The organism is Porphyromonas sp. COT-239 OH1446 (assembly GCF_000768875.1).
Taxonomy (GTDB): domain Bacteria; phylum Bacteroidota; class Bacteroidia; order Bacteroidales; family Porphyromonadaceae; genus Porphyromonas.
Window position 1 is genome coordinate 142,036 of the sequence record NZ_JRAO01000027.1, and the last position, 15,530, is coordinate 157,565.

Below are 15,530 nucleotides of genomic sequence, written 5' to 3' on the forward strand. Positions count from 1 at the left end.
AGAAGTAAAAGCCTTTATTCGGACCGAACCTCCTCGACAGCCTCTACTGTGGGCTGAGCCTTGGGCTGAGGGGTACGGCGAGTGTACTTGCGCTTGGGCTTGGGCTCTGCCGTCTTGGCGGAGTCTACCTTGGGTTTGCGGGTAGAGGCATTCATCGAGGGGATCTGATCCCGAGAGATGATCTTGAGCGTGCAGTGGATCTGCCCATCGGTATGCTTATCGGGACAGACACGGTTGATCCTTAGAGAGAAGATCTCCTTGTAGCCAGCACGCAGGAGCTTGGCCACGAGCTCATTCTTCTCGCTGGGGATGTAGCCTAAATGTTTATCGCCCAAGAGGATCTTAATCGCATTCGGATCGTAGTAGTTATGCTCTTCGAGCTCTAGATCTAGCTCCACACCGATCGAGAGCTGGTCGAATACTTCAAGGCCATCATAGTACTTGAAGCCTGCGATGCAAAAGTCTGAGAGGAAGTTGTTTGGGTGCATGGGCTGTACAGCCTCGGGGGATGTTTGCGGTCTCATTACTGTTTCGTTTATATCGTTTATCTCTAGGAGGATTATCATCGACGCTATGCAAAGCAAAGTTAAAGAAAATCTAAGCATTTGCCCCCCACCTCTTGTATTCTCACAGGGCAACCGCATCAAATCTTTAGGAGCTTCTTGAGAACGTGAGTTCGGTATAAGCTCACGCAACTAATTCTTGAGAGTCAATGTGTTCTAGGTTTAGAGAAGGCTTCTTCTCAAGTGTTTGATAGGCAATAAGCCCTGCTAGCAGGTTAGAAATGAAGTTGTGAAGGGAACGATGCCTGGTGTGCTCTACTTGGCAAATGTTCTTCAATTCATCATTGACACACTCCACCAAGGCTCTTTGACGCAGTAAGACCTTATCACAGTCGTCCCTTAAAAAGCAATGCTAAGCGAGAGGTCATCCATGAATGACTCCTCGCTTAGCAAGGCTTTTTAAGGGATGACTATTTAGTATTATCTTTGCTGAGACGAACAGAATTGGATTCGCTCCACAGAGATCAGGATAGACAAAAGACTTATATTGAGATACAACGAAAATGAAAACAAAACAAACCTACGCCCTCCTGCCAAGGCAGAGCCATCTATTCGGCCTCATCCTCCTCATCAGTCTCCTACTGCCTAGCTGTGTGAGCCAATCCTCAGCTCCGGAGCGTTATGTCGTAGTCCTCTCGCTTGATGGTTTCCGATGGGACTATCAAAACAGGACCGAGACTCCAGCTTTCGACGAGATAGATCGTGAAGGACTCTCTGGACGCTTCCGCCCCTGTTACCCTTCGCTCACCTTCCCCAACCACTATGCTATGGCAACGGGATTACACCCCAACAACCACGGCATCGTGGGCAATGAGTTTTGGGACGAAGAGGGACGACACTACCGCATCGGCAAGCGTGAGGCCGTTGAGGATCCGACCTTCTACCTCGGCGAACCCCTATGGAATACTGCCCGTCGTGCAGGTTTGCGCTCGGCAAGCTTCTTCTGGGTGGGCTCCGAAAGCCCCATCGGAGGGCATCATCCTGACCTGTGGAAGAAGTATGACAGCTCCGTCCCCTACACCCAACGAGCGGACTCCGTCATCAGTTGGCTCTCCCTGCCCAAGGAAGAACGCCCTCAACTGATCATGTGGTACCTTGAAGAGCCAGACCATACTGGACATGAGTACGGCACAGAGGCCGAGGAGACTCGACAGATGATCTCACAGATGGATAGCCTCGTGGGTTACTTCCGCAGTCGCCTAGCCGAGCTTCCCATTGCCTCTCAGGTGGACTTTATCATCGTCTCCGACCATGGGATGATGACCTACGACATGAGTCGCTTAGTTAATCTAGCTCATTACCTCAATCTCGACAGCATTGAGCACGTCTCCACTGGGCCTTTCTCACACATCTATCCCAAGGAAGGCTATGCCGAGACCGCCTACCAAAGACTACAGAATGTCCTTGGGATCAAGGTCTACCGCAAGGGGGAGATGCCCGAGCGGCTACACTTCGGCACAAGCCCCCGCATCGGAGAGCTCGTTGTCATGGCAGAGCTAGGCGTACCCGTAACCTGCACCCCAGAGGGCAAGCCTATTAAGCTGCTCGCCGCAGGGCACGGCAACGACAATGCGCACCCAGAGATGCACGCCCTCTTCAAGGCCGTAGGCCCAAGTTTCGAGGCCGGTAGACGCCTCGAGGAGCCTATCCCCAACATCACCCTCTACCCTCTCGTGTGCAAGATCCTAGGCATGAAGCCCGCTCCACACGATGCCGACGAGGCCCTTGCCGAAAGCCTCATCAAACGATAAGCCTCCCCCTCGCCTATGATCGTAGCACAAGCCAAGCGCAAGGAGAATATCTGCGAGTATCTGCTCTATATGTGGCAGGTGGAGGACATGATCCGAGCCGTCGGCTGTAGCGTCGAGGGCATTAGGCAGCACATCCTCCCTCGATACGAGGTGAGCGAGGCCGAGCGAGCGGAGATCCTCCGCTGGTACACCGAGCTCTGCGACATGATGCTCAGCGAGGGCAAGCGAGAGCGAGGCCACCTCGACGTCCACCGCATCGTCCTCATGCAGCTTGAGGATCTGCACCGCAGACTGCTCTCCGACGAGCGAGAGGTCATCTATGCTGGCCTGCACTTTCAGGTGCTGCCAGCCATCATTCAGCTTCGGACTAAAAGTGGTGAGGCCGAGGTGGGCGATCTAGAGACCTGCTTCAACGCCCTCTACGGCTACCTCACCCTCAGCCTCAAGGGGGAGGCCATCAGTCAGGAGACCCGCAAGTCCATCCAACAAATGAGCTCGCTGCTGGCCATGCTTGCCCACCGCTACAAGATGGAGCAAGAGGGACAATCAATAGAGCAAAACGGAGAGTAGTATGGGCATAGGACATAGGAAGATACGCCTGATATCCATAGGTTCAAAGGGGCAGCTTGGTCGCTCAATCGAAGCCGTCTGTCGTACCCATCCCTCGATCGAGTACTTAGGTCTCGACAGAGCTCAGCTCGACATTCGAGAGCAGGGAGCTCTGGAGAGCTACCTACGTACTCGTCCAAGTAGTCTCCCCTCGGTCGTGGTCAATTGCGCCGCATACACCTCGGTCGATGCTGCCGAGAGCCATGAGGGCGAGGCCTACGCTGTCAATGCCTACGGAGCTGGATACCTAGCCTACAGTGCCCTCATGAGCGACCTCATGATGATCCAGATCAGTACCGACTACGTCTTTGACGGCTCGGCCACGAGTCCCATTGCAGAGGATGCAGAGCCCTCCCCCCTCTCCGTCTATGGAGAGACTAAGTACATGGGTGAGTATAATGTGCGCCACCTCTTGGGCCTCAGAGGCCTTGTGCTCAGGACCTCGTGGCTCTACAGCCCGTATGGAGTAAACTTTGTCCATCGGATGAGAGAGCTCGCCCAAGGGCACAAGCAGCTGCGCATCGTTCGGGATCAGATTGGCTCGCCAACCTATGCGCCGCACCTGGCTGAGGCGATTGTCCGCCTCGCTCTCGTTGCAGTGCAGGAGGGATGCTTCCGAGCTCAAACCCTTCATTACGCGGGGGCGGGGGCGTGCTCCTGGTACGACCTAGCCCGAGCAACGATCGAGCTCGGGGGCTACGACACGGAGGTTGTGCCTATCACTACGGCCGAATACCCCACTGCTGCCCGAAGGCCTGCCTACAGCGTCCTCTCGTCGGAGCGCATCGGCAGCCTCTACGGCATAGAGCCTCAGCCCTGGATAGAGGGGCTGAGGGAGTATTATCGCCACATCGGGCGAGATCAGCATACCCAATAATATGAGTACCTATAAAGAAGAAATAGACCTTAGGCGAACCTTCGCCATCATCAGCCACCCTGATGCAGGGAAGACCACCCTGACGGAGAAGCTTCTCCTCTTCGGTGGAGCAATCCATGTGGCAGGAGCTGTCAAGAGCAATAAGATCAAGAAGACCGCCACCAGCGACTGGATGGAGATCGAGAAGCAACGCGGTATCTCGGTCGCCACCTCGGTCATGGGCTTCGAGTACAATGGCCACAAGATCAATATCCTCGACACCCCTGGACACCAGGACTTCGCCGAGGATACCTTCCGCACCCTGACAGCGGTCGATAGTGTAATCATCGTCATCGACTCGGCCAAGGGCGTAGAGGCACAAACCCGTAAGCTGATGGAGGTATGCCGCATGCGCAAGACTCCAGTAATTGTCTTCATCAACAAGCTCGACCGTGAGGGGCGAGACCCCTTTGATCTACTGGATGAGGTCGAGGAGGAGCTTCAGATCTCAGTACGTCCGCTCTCCTGGCCAATAGACATGGGGGTGCGCTTTAGGGGCGTATATAATATCTACGAACAGGGACTTAATCTCTTCACCCCCGACAAGCAGCGCATCACCGAGAGTGTCGCCTTTGCGGACATCAATGCCCCAGGTCTAGAGCAGTACATCTCAGCCGAGCAGGCGGACAAGCTGCGTGCAGATCTAGAATTGGTCGATGGGGTGTACCCCGAGTTCGACCGAGAGGCCTACCTCAAGGGCGATCTAGCCCCAGTCTTCTTCGGCTCTGCGCTGAACAACTTCGGCGTGCAGGAGCTGCTCAACTGCTTTGTAGACATTGCCCCCTCGCCTCAACCCGTACGGGCTGAGGAGCGAGAGGTGAGTCCCTACGAAGAGGGCTTCACGGGCTTTGTCTTCAAAATCCATGCCAATATGGATCCGAACCACCGCAGCTGTATTGCCTTCGTGAAGATCTGCTCTGGCCGCTTCGAGCGCAATGCTGCCTACAAGCACATCCGCCTGGGAAAGACAATGAAGTTCAGCAGCCCCACAGCCTTCATGGCCCAGCGCAAGGAGACGGTGGAGGAGGCTTTCGCTGGGGACATCATCGGTCTGCCGGACACGGGTAACTTCCGGATCGGCGACACGCTCACCTCGGGCGAGGAGCTGCACTTTAGAGGTCTGCCGAGCTTCTCTCCTGAGCAGTTCAAATACATCGAGAACCAAGATCCGCTCAAAACAAAACAGCTAGCTAAGGGGATCGATCAGCTCATGGGCGAGGGTGTGGCACAGCTCTTCACCAATCAATTCAATGGGCGCAAGATCATCGGCACAGTGGGTCAGCTACAGTTTGAGGTGATCCAGTACCGCCTCCTGCACGAGTACGGGGCAGCCTGCCGCTGGGAGCCTGTGAACCTCTATAAGGCCTGCTGGATAGAGAGCGACAATGCTGAGGCTCTAGACAACTTCAAACGTCGTAAGGCCCAATACATGGCCAAAGACCTTGCTGGTCGAGATGTTTACCTAGCCGACTCGGGCTACGTGCTCACGATGGCTCAGCAGGACTTCCCCGATATTCGCTTCCACTTCACGAGCGAATTTGGGCACTAACATGGGTTTATAGAACAAATCAATAGATAATCACAATTCAATCCAAACACTATTCTCATGAAGAAGATCAAGCAAATGGCAAGCCTCGTGCTTGCTGGGCTTTTGCTCACGAGCTCTCTAGCCTCCTGTCAGGAGACTAAGACTCAGTGCACAAGCCACATCATCCCCGTGGAAACACCCGCTCGCCCCGCTGGGCAGAAGGACGTGCTCGGCCTCAGACACGACCCGATCCCCGTGGTGCGTGTGGGCTTCATCGGCCTGGGAATGCGCGGCCCTGGTGCGGTACAACGCTTCACCCACCTCGAGGGGGTAGAGATCAAGGCTCTATGCGACCTGCATCCTGAACGGGTGGCTAAGAGTCAGAATATCCTAACTCAAGCGGGGAAGCCTGCAGCTGCTGAATATAGCGGTAGCGAAGAGGCCTGGAAGCAACTCTGCGAACGTGAAGACATCGACCTCGTCTACATCGCCACTGACTGGAAGCATCATGCCGAGATGATGATCTACGCAATGGAGCAGGGCAAGCACGTGGCCTGCGAAGTGCCTGCGATCATGAACCTCAAGGAGGCTTGGGACGTAGTCAATACGGCTGAGAGAACTCAACGCCACTGCATGATGTTGGAGAACTGCGTCTACGACTTCTTTGAGCTCACCACGCTCAACATGGCTCAGCAGGGCCTCTTCGGCGAGGTGCTCAGCGGTAAGGGTGCCTATATCCACAACCTCGAGCCCTTCTGGCTGGACTACGAAAACGACTGGAGATTTAAGTACAACAAGGAGCACCGTGGCGATGTGTATGCCACACACGGCCTAGGCCCTGTTTGCTTCGCCTTAGATATTCACCGTGGAGACAAGATGGACTACCTCGTAGCCATGGATGTGCCTGCCGTTACGATTCCCAAGTACATCGAGCAGCAGAGAGGCGAACCTGTAGGCGAGTTCAAGAATGGTGAGATGACCCATACCCTCATCAAGACAAACAAGGGTAAGACCATCTACCTAGAGCACAACGTAGCCTCCTATCGCCCCTACGACCGTATGTATCAGCTCATCGGTACGGACGGCTTCGCCAACAAGTACCCCACTACGGGGATCTGCCTGCGTCCTACGGAGGAGAATAAGAGTGCTGTACCCGATCATGAGGATCTGACCAAACACAGCTTCGTAAGCAAGGAGACTGAGAAGATGCTCATGGAGAAGTACCAGCACCCCATAGCCAAGGACATCGTCGAGAAGGCAAAGAAGGTAGGCGGACACGGCGGCATGGACTTCATCATGGACTACCGTCTGATCTACTGTCTGCAGAAGGGTCTGCCTCTCGACATGGACGTATATGACCTGGCCGAATGGTCAGTGATCGGAGACCTAACCCGCATCTCTCTCGAGAACAACTCTGCCCCTGTAGAGGTACCTGACTTCACTCGTGGCGAGTGGAAGCGCATCAAGGGCGTTCGCTTCGCTCAGTAATCACCGAGGGTAATGCCCTCCTAGTGCTACGGCCTAAGATCCTTTGTGGATCTTAGGCCGTATTCTTTAATCCCTACAGCTCCTCGAGTGCGTGCCTATCGGATAAGCGGCGAAGAAGCTATATGGCCCCGCCTCTGAGCTCCTACTTATATCTCGACAGAGGTCTAGATAGGAGTTCACTCGAGCTCCTATCTGAGTCTCGGTGGCGATCCTACTTAGACCTCTATCGCCTCTCAAAAGTGCGATGCCCTGTAGCCCACTCGGAGGGGTTGCAGGGCATCTCGCTCTTGGGCTATAGCGATGGGCCTCAGGGGAGCTATCCTCGTGCGGCAGCCTCCTGCTCGAGGCGTTGGAGCTCATTGCGCAGTCTCGCAGCTTCGATGAAATCGAGCTCCTTGGCAGCCTCGAGCATCTGAGCTCGAGTGAGTTCAATAAGGCTAGTAAGCCCCTCAGGCGAGAGGAGCTCCTCGATAGGGTCAGCAGCTCTACGGCCAGCCAAAGGATCGACAGACGAGGGATCAGAGCTAGCAGTCGAAGCCGTAGCCTGCCAAACGGAAGGACTATTCTTGACAATCTGCTGGGGTGTAATGCCATGAGTCTCATTATAGGCGATCTGCTTTTCTCGGCGGCGATTCGTCTCATCGATAGTCTGCTGCATGCTCTGGGTGATCTTGTCTGCGTAGAAGATCACTCGCCCTCGGACATTGCGAGCAGCACGCCCTGCTGTCTGGGTTAAGGAGCGGTGCGAGCGCAGGAAGCCCTCCTTGTCTGCATCAAGCACAGCCACCAGGGCAACCTCGGGCAGGTCTAGCCCCTCACGCAGCAGATTGACCCCAACGAGCACGCTGTAGGTGCCTCGGCGCAACTCCTCCATGATACGAATGCGATCAAGCGTATCCACATCGCTGTGGATATAGCTACAGGCGATCCGATGACGGATGAGGTACTCCGAGAGCTCCTCGGCCATACGCTTAGTCAGCGTCGTAACGAGCACACGTTCGTCGGCCTCGATACAGCGACGGATCTCTTCCTCCAAATCATCCACCTGATGCTCCGTAGGGCGCACCTCAATCACCGGATCAAGCAACCCCGTGGGACGTATGAGCTGCTCGACAATGATCCCCTGGCTACGCTCGAGCTCATACTCGGCTGGCGTAGCACTGATGTAGAGGGTTGTAGGGCTGAGAGCCTCAAACTCATCAAAGGTCAAGGGCCTATTATCTAGTGCAGCAGGCAGACGAAATCCATACTCCACGAGACTCTGCTTGCGAGAGCGGTCGCCGCCATACATGGCTCGGATCTGAGGGATCGTAACGTGGCTCTCGTCGATGACGAGCAGATAATCCTCGGGGAAGTAATCGAAGAGACAAAAGGGTCGCTCGCCCTCTGCCCGTCCGTCGAAGTAGCGAGAGTAGTTCTCGATCCCCGAGCAGTAGCCCAGCTCTCGGATCATCTCCATGTCGTAGGTTACACGCTCGTAGAGGCGTTTGGCCTCGTAGGTCTTGCCCAGGGCCTCGAGATCACTGACCCTTGTACCAAGATCTACGGCCATGAGATCAAGAGCTCTATTAACCTGCTCTTGCGTGGTAACGAAGAGGTTCGCTGGATAGATCGCTAGACTTGACATCGGGCCATAGCTCCTGCCCGTCTTGGGATCAAAGCTCGAGATCGCCTCTATCTCATCGTCCCAGAAGCTGATGCGGTAGGCTACCCCATTGAACCCTTCTACGGCGGGGAAGACATCGATGCTATCCCCCTTGACCCGAAAGTAACCACTCTCGAAGGTTACTCGGTCATTGACATAGTAGTTGGCCACGAGATCACGCTTAAACTGCTCGACATCATACCGTTTACCCACGGACAGATGAATGATCTTCTCCGAAAAAGCCTTAGGATCGGCCATACCATAGAGGCAGGAGACCGACGAGACGACGATCACATCGCTTCGACCCGAGAGCAGCGAGGCTGTAGTCCTAAGGCGAAGCTTCTCGATCTCGGCATTGATCGCCATATCCTTCTCGATATAGGTATCGCTAGAGGCGATGTAGGCCTCGGGTTGATAGTAATCATAGTAGGAGACGAAGTATTCGACAGCATTGTCGGGGAAGAAGGCCTTGAGCTCAGCATAGAGCTGAGCCGCTAGGGTCTTGTTATGGCTCAGCACGAGGGTAGGCCGTCCGAGCTGGGCAATGACATTGGCCGCCGTGAAGGTCTTACCCGAGCCCGTTACCCCCAATAGAGTCTGTGCTTGAGCTCCTGAGGAGAAACCTGAGACAAGCGATGCTATAGCCTCGGGCTGATCCCCCGTGGGGCTAAATCGAGAGCATAGTCTATACTGCATCCTACTCCCCCTGCTAACGGGCCTTGGCCTGATGTAGAGTTAACTGAGGGAAGGGGAAGCCTATGCCGGCCTGGTTAAACTCTGTATAGATCCTCCGATTAATCTCCCAGTAAACAGGCCAGAGGTTCTCCGTCTGCGTCCAGGCTCTAATAATCACATCCACAGAGCTGGTGTTGAGTTTGTAGAGCTCTACCATAGGAGCTGGATCTGTGAGAATGCGCTCCTCCTCGGAGATGATCTGCATAACGAGGCTGCGTACCCGCTCGAAATCTTCATTGTATTCGACCCCTACAATCCACTCTGCTCGCCTACGATCAGCCTGAGAATAGTTGATTACCACACCACTACTAAGCGCACCATTGGGGATGTAGATAACCTTATTCTCCACCGTCGTGATGCGGGTGTGGAAGAAGGTTACGGCCTTCACCTCTCCAGTTACATTCTGAGCCTCGATGAAGTCCCCGATCTTGAAGGGCTTGGTCAACATAATGATCACCCCGCCAGCCAGGTTCTGTAGTTGTCCACTCAGAGCCATACCTACAGCCAAGCCCATCGAAGCCAGTACTGCAGCAAAGGAGACAGACTTCACTCCCAGGGTCGAAACAATGATAATCCCCAGCACAAGGTACAGGACAGCCACCATGATCGAGTTTAATAGGGTCGCAGCAACTCCCTCTACGTCCCGACGCAGAAGGATACGATGCAGAAGCTTGGTCAAGCGGGCAATGATGAACTTACCCACGAAGAAGATCAAGATTGCCAGCAGGACACGCACTCCGAAGTTAATCAACCCATCGCCCCACTCATGGAGCTTATCCATCCAGTTAATATCCTTGAAGCGTACAGGTTCAGTGGCAGATTTCAAAACGGAGCCGACTCCCTCGGGGGCAGGGGGCAGGACTTGTAGGAAAAATAGAATAATATTGTTCATTATTTCATATAGGGGATTTATCGTAATACAGGGCGACGAGGGCTCAGGCCATACCTCGACCAAGCCTCATCGTCCAGGGGCGATAGTTTGAGCTCCTGCAGCGGCACGCGCTCGTAACGATCGTTGAGGTAAGCTCGCTCGCCAGCCTCTAGGTGGGGCGAGAGCAGCGAGAGACTGTCCCTGAGGTAGGGGGTCTCGACCGATGCCATCTGCAGCATCGTGTGGAATACACTATTGGTCATCACAGGCCGAGTAGCATTGGCCTGAGCCGCCTCGACCCGAGAGGCAAAGGCCTCCCGATAGGACTCTGAAAACCATAGAAGGGCTGGGATGTGCAGCTGGTAGTAGGAGAGCGTAGGCGAAGAGTGTAAGATACGCTCGCGCTCATCGTCGAAGAGATCCTCCCCATGATCACTCACATAGAGCATCCCAGCGACAGAGCCACTGCGCTCCAGGCGAGCAATGACCTCATCCAGGAAGTAATCCGTATAACGAATAGCATTGTCGTAGCCATTGAGGAGCTCCTCCCGGTAGCGGGGAGATGCCGACCAAGCTTGATCCTCGACGAAGTGTGCCCATTCCTTAGGATAGCGATCACTGTAGTTGAAGTGAGAGCCGTAGCCATGCAGGACGACCACGAGCTTGCGATGCCCAGCCTCCAGGAGACGATCCAGGTAGGGAAGCATATCAGTGTCGTAAATAGGCGACTTACCCTCTAGCTCCTGACGCAGGGCATGGTGCTCCTGGGCCTGGTGGGCAAAGAAGTCAAGGAAGCTCCTATTCTCCGTCTGATTGGAGATATAGGCCGTATAATAGCCTGCCTGCTGCATGGCCACGAGGAGGCCCTTGACCCGATGCAGCTCATCGGCATGGTCTGCGTCGGCAGGGGAGAGGAGAATGGGGACGCTGCGATAGGTCGTATTCGACTGCGTAAGCATATCCCTCATGACAACGATCTCACTAGATCGTTGTGCCAGTCTCGGATTTGTCTCTCGCTCGTAGCCATAGAGAGACCAGTTGCAGGCTCGGGAGGTCTCACCGATCACGAGGACGTAGACCTCGCTCGTCGCCTCATCTACAGGGCTTAGCCTCTTGGCTTGGTAGTCAAAGTCCCGAGAGGTATCCTCGTAGGAGGCAACCTGAAGGAGCTTTTGGGCGGCTAGATACATGTTGTACCCCACACTGATGGGGTAGACCTCTCGCTTGATACTGTATGAGCTATCCTCTCGCCCAGCCCACCACACTGAGAGCAGCGAGAGGGAAAGGATGACTACACCCAGCTTGAGCGAGCGTCTACGCTCTGCCAGTGGGAGGATGGCACTCTTGAGCGAGCGAATAGAAGTCCCCAGCAGTGGGGCATAGACCAGGAGCACCAGGGAGATGGGTAGCAGGAGATTAGAGAGCAATTCGCCGGCCTCCTCGCTATCGCTAGCGAAGAGATTCAGCAGCATATCCACCGCAATCACTGACCCAGGGAAGAGGGTCAGCTGCACCAACTGGAAAGCATTCACCAGCACTAGGGGCAAGAGCCACAGGTAGCCCTTGCCAGGATGGCGAAAATATGAGAAGAAGATGAGGTATAGCCCTAGGGGGAAGAGGAGGCTTGCTATCGACGACCAGAGAGCTGTATGCTCGGCCGTGAGCAGCAGCCCCACATTGGGCAGCAGCAGAGAGAGCAGGAAGAGCAGATGGCGTAGACGCTGCATAGCCTCAGCCTCGGGCCATCTGAAGCGAAATATATTCATAGAGTGCTACAAAGTCAAGAGATGGCTATTCGTGATGATAGGGCTCACCACGGATGATGGTCATCGCCCGATAGATCTGCTCGACAGCGAAGAGGCGAACCATCTGGTGGGAGAAGGTCATACGACTGAGAGAGAGGCGATCGTTAGCACGCTGATAGACCTCGTCGGAGAAGCCGTAAGGCCCTCCGATCACGAAGGTCATCCGACGCTCGCCCGAGACCATCCGACGCTCGAGGTAGCGGGCAAACTCGATGCTCGAGTGCATCCCACCCCGCTCGTCGAAGAGGATCAGCATATCTGAGGGATCGACCTGACGCAGGATCTCCCTGCCCTCCTGCTCACGCTGTAGGGCAGGGGTCAGCTTGCTCGAGCGTTTCAGGTCAGGGATGACCCTCATCTCGAAGGGCAAATAATGACCGATGCGCCCTATGTAGGTGCTGATGAGCTCCTCCATAGGGCGACTATCTGTCTTGCCGACGACCAGCAGACGGATCTGCATAGGCTATCTCAGTGATGACCTCAACACCCTAGAAGGGTAGGTCATCTGCACTCGAGAGACCTCCACCCGAGAGGGGTTCGGACGCTGGAGCAGTAGGAGCGGAGAAGGGGTGCGAGGCAGGAGCCTGCTGATAGCCTCCTGGGGCTGGAGCTTGGGGCATACCGGGAGCAGCACCCATACCTGCCTGGGGCATAGCCATAGACTGTAGGCCACGATCCACACGCCAGGCACGAACATCCGTGTACCAGCGGCCGTTGAACTCACGGCTCTCCAAATCGACCTGTACGGTAACCTCCTCACCTAGCTGGAGGTTAAACTTAGCGATATTGTCTCCCCAGAGGTTGAAGCAGATCTTCTTCGGATACTGCATGTCGAGCGTCTCGAGGATATATTCCTGCTTCTTCCATTCCTTGCCAGAGGCCTGGCCTACTCCCGACTGTAGGGGGAGTAATTGTACGATCTTTCCCTGTATTTCCATAATCTTACTGTGCCCTTGCGGGGGCTATTGTCTTGTGGTGAATAGTCTTTAGTGAGCTTCGAGACGAGCATGCAGCTCGGTGTAGAGCTCCTTGAACTCCTGCTCCACCTCGGCGAAGGGCCGCACCTCGAAGCGAGGCTGAGTCAGGATCTCGGCCTTGTAGGGCGTGAGCTCTTGCTTCATGTAGTGAAGGAACTCGTGGTAGAGCATCGCATTGTCGATCGCATCGACCTGTGCGAACTCGGCCTCAGATAGCTCCGAGCCGAGGAAGAACTCATAGATCATCCGCTGTAGGCGATCCTCTACCTCGAGGTAGAAGTCGAGCTGCCTCTTCACCGGACGGGTAATGTCTGAGATATAGGCCTCACTCGAGTCGTGCACCAGAGCGGCCAGGGCCACTCGAGGCGAATGCCCTCGGGCAATGGCCTCTCGGGCGCAGGCGATGCAGTGCTGCCCTACGGAGTAGAACTCGGGCATATGTCCATTGGCCCGTGTCATGAGCGAGAGGGCATGGGCAATATCGTCCAAACAAATATCCTCCCGCTTGGGATCTAGAGGTGCGATCCGTCTCCCAGTATAGGTCGTGATATACTCTGTCATAGGCTTGCGGCTCATTGTCTAGCCCTAAAGCCAATGATGTGGCGCACCTCGTCAATGGTCTGACGAGCTCGCTCTCGAGCCCGCTCTGCCCCCTCTCGAGCCACACGAGAGAGGAAGTCGGTGTCGGCACTGAGCTCGGCAATGCGCTCACGGATCGGGGCGCAGTAGGCGTTGATGTCCTGGGCCAGCTGCTTCTTCAGATCGCCATAGCGGATCGAGCAGTCGGCATAACGCTCGTTGAAGTAGTCGTAGGTCTCCTGCGTAGAGACGAGCTCCATGAAGGTGAAGAGGTTCTCGATCACCTCGGGCTTGGGGCTATTGGGCTCTGTGGGGCCCGAGTCCGTTACGGCCTTCATGACCTTCTTGCTAATGGTCTTCTCGTCGTCCTTGAGGTAGATGCAGTTGCCCTCGCTCTTGCCCATCTTACCCGAGCCGTCAAGCCCTGGCACTTTGAGAGCCTTCTCCCCAAGAGAGTAGGACTGTGGCTCGACAAAGTAGTCGACACCGTAGATGGTGTTGAAGCGACGGGCGAACTTGCGGGCCATCTCCATATTCTGCTCTTGATCCTTGCCCACAGGCACCTTGACGCCTCGGTGGATGAGAATGTCTGCGGCCATGAGGCTAGGGTAGGTCAAGAGGCCAGCATTCACATTATCGGGCTGCTGCCGAGCCTTCTCCTTGAAGGAGGTGGTACGCTCTAGCTCGCCCAGATAGGCGTTCATATTGAGGTAGAGATAGAGCTCGAGCACCTCGGGCACATCACTCTGAATATAGATTGTAGCCCTCTCGGGGTCTATGCCACAGGCCAGGTACTCGGCCAATATCGTGTAGGTATTGCGTACAATATCCTCGGGGCGTGGGTGCGTGGTCAGCGAATGCCAGTCGGCTATAAAAAACGAGCAGTCATACTCGTGCTGCATCTGTGTAAAGGCGCGTACCGCTCCGAAGTAATTGCCCAGGTGCAGATTACCGGTGGGGCGGATGCCACTTACTACTCTTTCCATTCTAATACTCTTTGTACTCGTATAATATACATCTGTGTAGCAGGCAAAGATAGTCATAATTGGCTCGTCGCCCAAGAGGCATCCATGGGCATCCGAGGCATAGAGGTCGAACTAAATATCCCCATAGCATAATCTCAGAGGCAATGCGATCCACTCTTTAGCGAAGGGTTTCTCCCTATTCTCTGCTCATCAATCTGCTCATCGGCCTCGACCCCGATAGGCTCTCCGATGAGGGCCCGTCGGCCGCGCTGCGACGAGCCCGTAACCCTCTCGCTGGAGATCTAGATAGGATCTCACCCTCGATCCTACTTGAGCCTCGATCGAGCTCCTACTTATACCTCCACCTCGATCCTATCTAGATCTCTCGCATAGGGCCTATCTGCCTCCTCAGCCGAGATCTAGGTAGGAGCTCCGCCACGGGCCTAGCGAATGCAGCCCCATGGCGAGCGAGCCCTCTAGAGCACCGATCGCTTGTAAGCAAAAAACAATAAATATTCTCTTCTAGCAAGAAGGCTATACTTATCATATTATTTGCTATGTTTGTATCGAAAAATCACGAAGTTAAACCCTCGACATTGCACCCACAGGAGTGCAGCTAGAGAACTATTAAAAACTCTATAATTAGGCTGGTATGAAGCATTCTATCCACATTGTCTCCATACTCCTTCTGCTCGTCCTACTCTCCTCTTGCGCTGCATTCCTGGGTAGACGACCTCTCAGAAGGAGGAACAAAAGGGCATACTCAAGCGAGGTTTCAAGGGCTTCCAACTCCCCACAGACTCAGTGGCAATCTCAGAATACACAAATACCCCCAGTGATCCCAAACTTCCACCAAAGCTCTATTACATCGTAGAGCTCTACAACAAAAAGGCAGTCGAAGCATTACGCTATGAGTGGCTATACAGCATCAAGGTTACATTCTCTGACGAAACGGGAGCTACATGTGTGATTGTTTTGGGAAGCGGAATAGGGTACTACCCCGAGGGGAAGCCTCGATACAAACCCAAAACTAAAAAGTAGATATGAAGCATTCTATCCACATTGTCTCCATACTCCTTCTACTCGTCCTACTCTCCT

General features: G+C 54.7%; 13 protein-coding genes and 1 pseudogene. 5 read left to right on the plus strand and 9 right to left on the minus strand.

Going from position 1 to position 15,530, the window contains the following annotated elements; genetic code table 11:
* Positions 1–14: 14 nt before the first annotated feature.
* A complete protein-coding gene (locus HQ37_RS08110; RefSeq protein ID WP_160215070.1) occupies positions 15–524 on the minus strand; it encodes an HIRAN domain-containing protein in 510 nt (169 codons plus the stop codon).
* A gap of 163 nt (positions 525–687) precedes the next feature.
* Positions 688–891: pseudogene (locus HQ37_RS08230) on the minus strand (transposase); the annotation flags it as partial.
* Positions 892–1,066: 175 nt separating this feature from the next.
* On the opposite strand from HQ37_RS08230, the gene HQ37_RS06265 reads away from it, so the two are divergent.
* From HQ37_RS06265 to HQ37_RS06285, 5 genes are read left to right on the plus strand one after another with little or no spacing between them, the layout of a single operon-like run.
* Positions 1,067–2,314, plus strand: coding sequence for an ectonucleotide pyrophosphatase/phosphodiesterase (locus HQ37_RS06265; protein WP_036881522.1), 1,248 nt, complete (start codon positions 1,067–1,069; stop codon positions 2,312–2,314).
* Between the two features lie 15 nt (positions 2,315–2,329).
* Complete coding sequence (locus HQ37_RS06270) at positions 2,330–2,884, plus strand: DUF4924 family protein (RefSeq protein WP_036881523.1); 555 nt, start codon at positions 2,330–2,332, stop codon at positions 2,882–2,884.
* 1 nt (position 2,885) lies between these two features.
* Complete coding sequence (gene rfbD / locus HQ37_RS06275) at positions 2,886–3,800, plus strand: dTDP-4-dehydrorhamnose reductase (RefSeq protein ID WP_052080819.1); 915 nt, start codon at positions 2,886–2,888, stop codon at positions 3,798–3,800.
* Between the two features lies 1 nt (position 3,801).
* The gene (locus tag HQ37_RS06280) at positions 3,802–5,388 is read left to right on the plus strand and encodes a peptide chain release factor 3 (RefSeq protein WP_036881524.1); all 1,587 of its coding nucleotides are present in this window, start codon (positions 3,802–3,804) and stop codon (positions 5,386–5,388) included.
* 57 nt (positions 5,389–5,445) lie between these two features.
* A complete protein-coding gene (locus HQ37_RS06285) occupies positions 5,446–6,855 on the plus strand; it encodes a Gfo/Idh/MocA family protein (RefSeq protein WP_036881525.1) in 1,410 nt (469 codons plus the stop codon).
* Between the two features lie 316 nt (positions 6,856–7,171).
* On the opposite strand, the gene uvrB is transcribed toward HQ37_RS06285, so the two are convergent.
* From uvrB to trpS, 7 genes are read right to left on the minus strand one after another with little or no spacing between them, the layout of a single operon-like run.
* On the minus strand, positions 7,172–9,196 hold the full coding sequence (uvrB, locus tag HQ37_RS06290; RefSeq protein WP_036881526.1) for an excinuclease ABC subunit UvrB: 2,025 nt from the start codon (positions 9,194–9,196) through the stop codon (positions 7,172–7,174).
* A 13-nt stretch (positions 9,197–9,209) separates the two neighbouring features.
* Positions 9,210–10,127 carry a mechanosensitive ion channel family protein gene (locus tag HQ37_RS06295; RefSeq protein ID WP_052080820.1) on the minus strand — a complete coding sequence of 306 codons (918 nt, stop codon included), beginning with the start codon at positions 10,125–10,127 and terminating at the stop codon, positions 9,210–9,212.
* 17 nt (positions 10,128–10,144) lie between these two features.
* Entirely contained in the window at positions 10,145–11,872 is a 1,728-nt protein-coding gene (locus HQ37_RS06300; protein WP_036881527.1) for a phosphoethanolamine transferase, read from the minus strand.
* Between the two features lie 25 nt (positions 11,873–11,897).
* Positions 11,898–12,371, minus strand: a complete 474-nt coding sequence (gene rlmH, locus HQ37_RS06305; protein ID WP_036881529.1) for a 23S rRNA (pseudouridine(1915)-N(3))-methyltransferase RlmH — start codon at positions 12,369–12,371, stop codon at positions 11,898–11,900.
* A 28-nt stretch (positions 12,372–12,399) separates the two neighbouring features.
* On the minus strand, positions 12,400–12,849 hold the full coding sequence (locus HQ37_RS06310) for a DUF3127 domain-containing protein (RefSeq protein WP_036881531.1): 450 nt from the start codon (positions 12,847–12,849) through the stop codon (positions 12,400–12,402).
* Positions 12,850–12,897: 48 nt separating this feature from the next.
* Positions 12,898–13,449, minus strand: a complete 552-nt coding sequence (locus tag HQ37_RS06315) for a phosphohydrolase (protein ID WP_036881533.1) — start codon at positions 13,447–13,449, stop codon at positions 12,898–12,900.
* 11 nt (positions 13,450–13,460) lie between these two features.
* Positions 13,461–14,453, minus strand: coding sequence for a tryptophan--tRNA ligase (gene trpS / locus HQ37_RS06320; RefSeq protein ID WP_036881535.1), 993 nt, complete (start codon positions 14,451–14,453; stop codon positions 13,461–13,463).
* Positions 14,454–15,530 lie beyond the last annotated feature (1,077 nt).

What these genes read in the sequence shown, in the direction of transcription:
- HQ37_RS08110 (WP_160215070.1), bottom strand. Translation starts at nt 524, where the DNA reads ATGAGACCGCAAACATCCCCCGAGGCTGTACAGCCCATGCACCCAAAC.
- HQ37_RS06265 (WP_036881522.1), top strand. Translation starts at nt 1,067, where the DNA reads ATGAAAACAAAACAAACCTACGCCCTCCTGCCAAGGCAGAGCCATCTA.
- HQ37_RS06270 (WP_036881523.1), top strand. Translation starts at nt 2,330, where the DNA reads ATGATCGTAGCACAAGCCAAGCGCAAGGAGAATATCTGCGAGTATCTG.
- rfbD (WP_052080819.1), top strand. Translation starts at nt 2,886, where the DNA reads ATGGGCATAGGACATAGGAAGATACGCCTGATATCCATAGGTTCAAAG.
- HQ37_RS06280 (WP_036881524.1), top strand. Translation starts at nt 3,802, where the DNA reads ATGAGTACCTATAAAGAAGAAATAGACCTTAGGCGAACCTTCGCCATC.
- HQ37_RS06285 (WP_036881525.1), top strand. Translation starts at nt 5,446, where the DNA reads ATGAAGAAGATCAAGCAAATGGCAAGCCTCGTGCTTGCTGGGCTTTTG.
- uvrB (WP_036881526.1), bottom strand. Translation starts at nt 9,196, where the DNA reads ATGCAGTATAGACTATGCTCTCGATTTAGCCCCACGGGGGATCAGCCC.
- HQ37_RS06295 (WP_052080820.1), bottom strand. Translation starts at nt 10,127, where the DNA reads ATGAACAATATTATTCTATTTTTCCTACAAGTCCTGCCCCCTGCCCCC.
- HQ37_RS06300 (WP_036881527.1), bottom strand. Translation starts at nt 11,872, where the DNA reads ATGAATATATTTCGCTTCAGATGGCCCGAGGCTGAGGCTATGCAGCGT.
- rlmH (WP_036881529.1), bottom strand. Translation starts at nt 12,371, where the DNA reads ATGCAGATCCGTCTGCTGGTCGTCGGCAAGACAGATAGTCGCCCTATG.
- HQ37_RS06310 (WP_036881531.1), bottom strand. Translation starts at nt 12,849, where the DNA reads ATGGAAATACAGGGAAAGATCGTACAATTACTCCCCCTACAGTCGGGA.
- HQ37_RS06315 (WP_036881533.1), bottom strand. Translation starts at nt 13,449, where the DNA reads ATGACAGAGTATATCACGACCTATACTGGGAGACGGATCGCACCTCTA.
- trpS (WP_036881535.1), bottom strand. Translation starts at nt 14,453, where the DNA reads ATGGAAAGAGTAGTAAGTGGCATCCGCCCCACCGGTAATCTGCACCTG.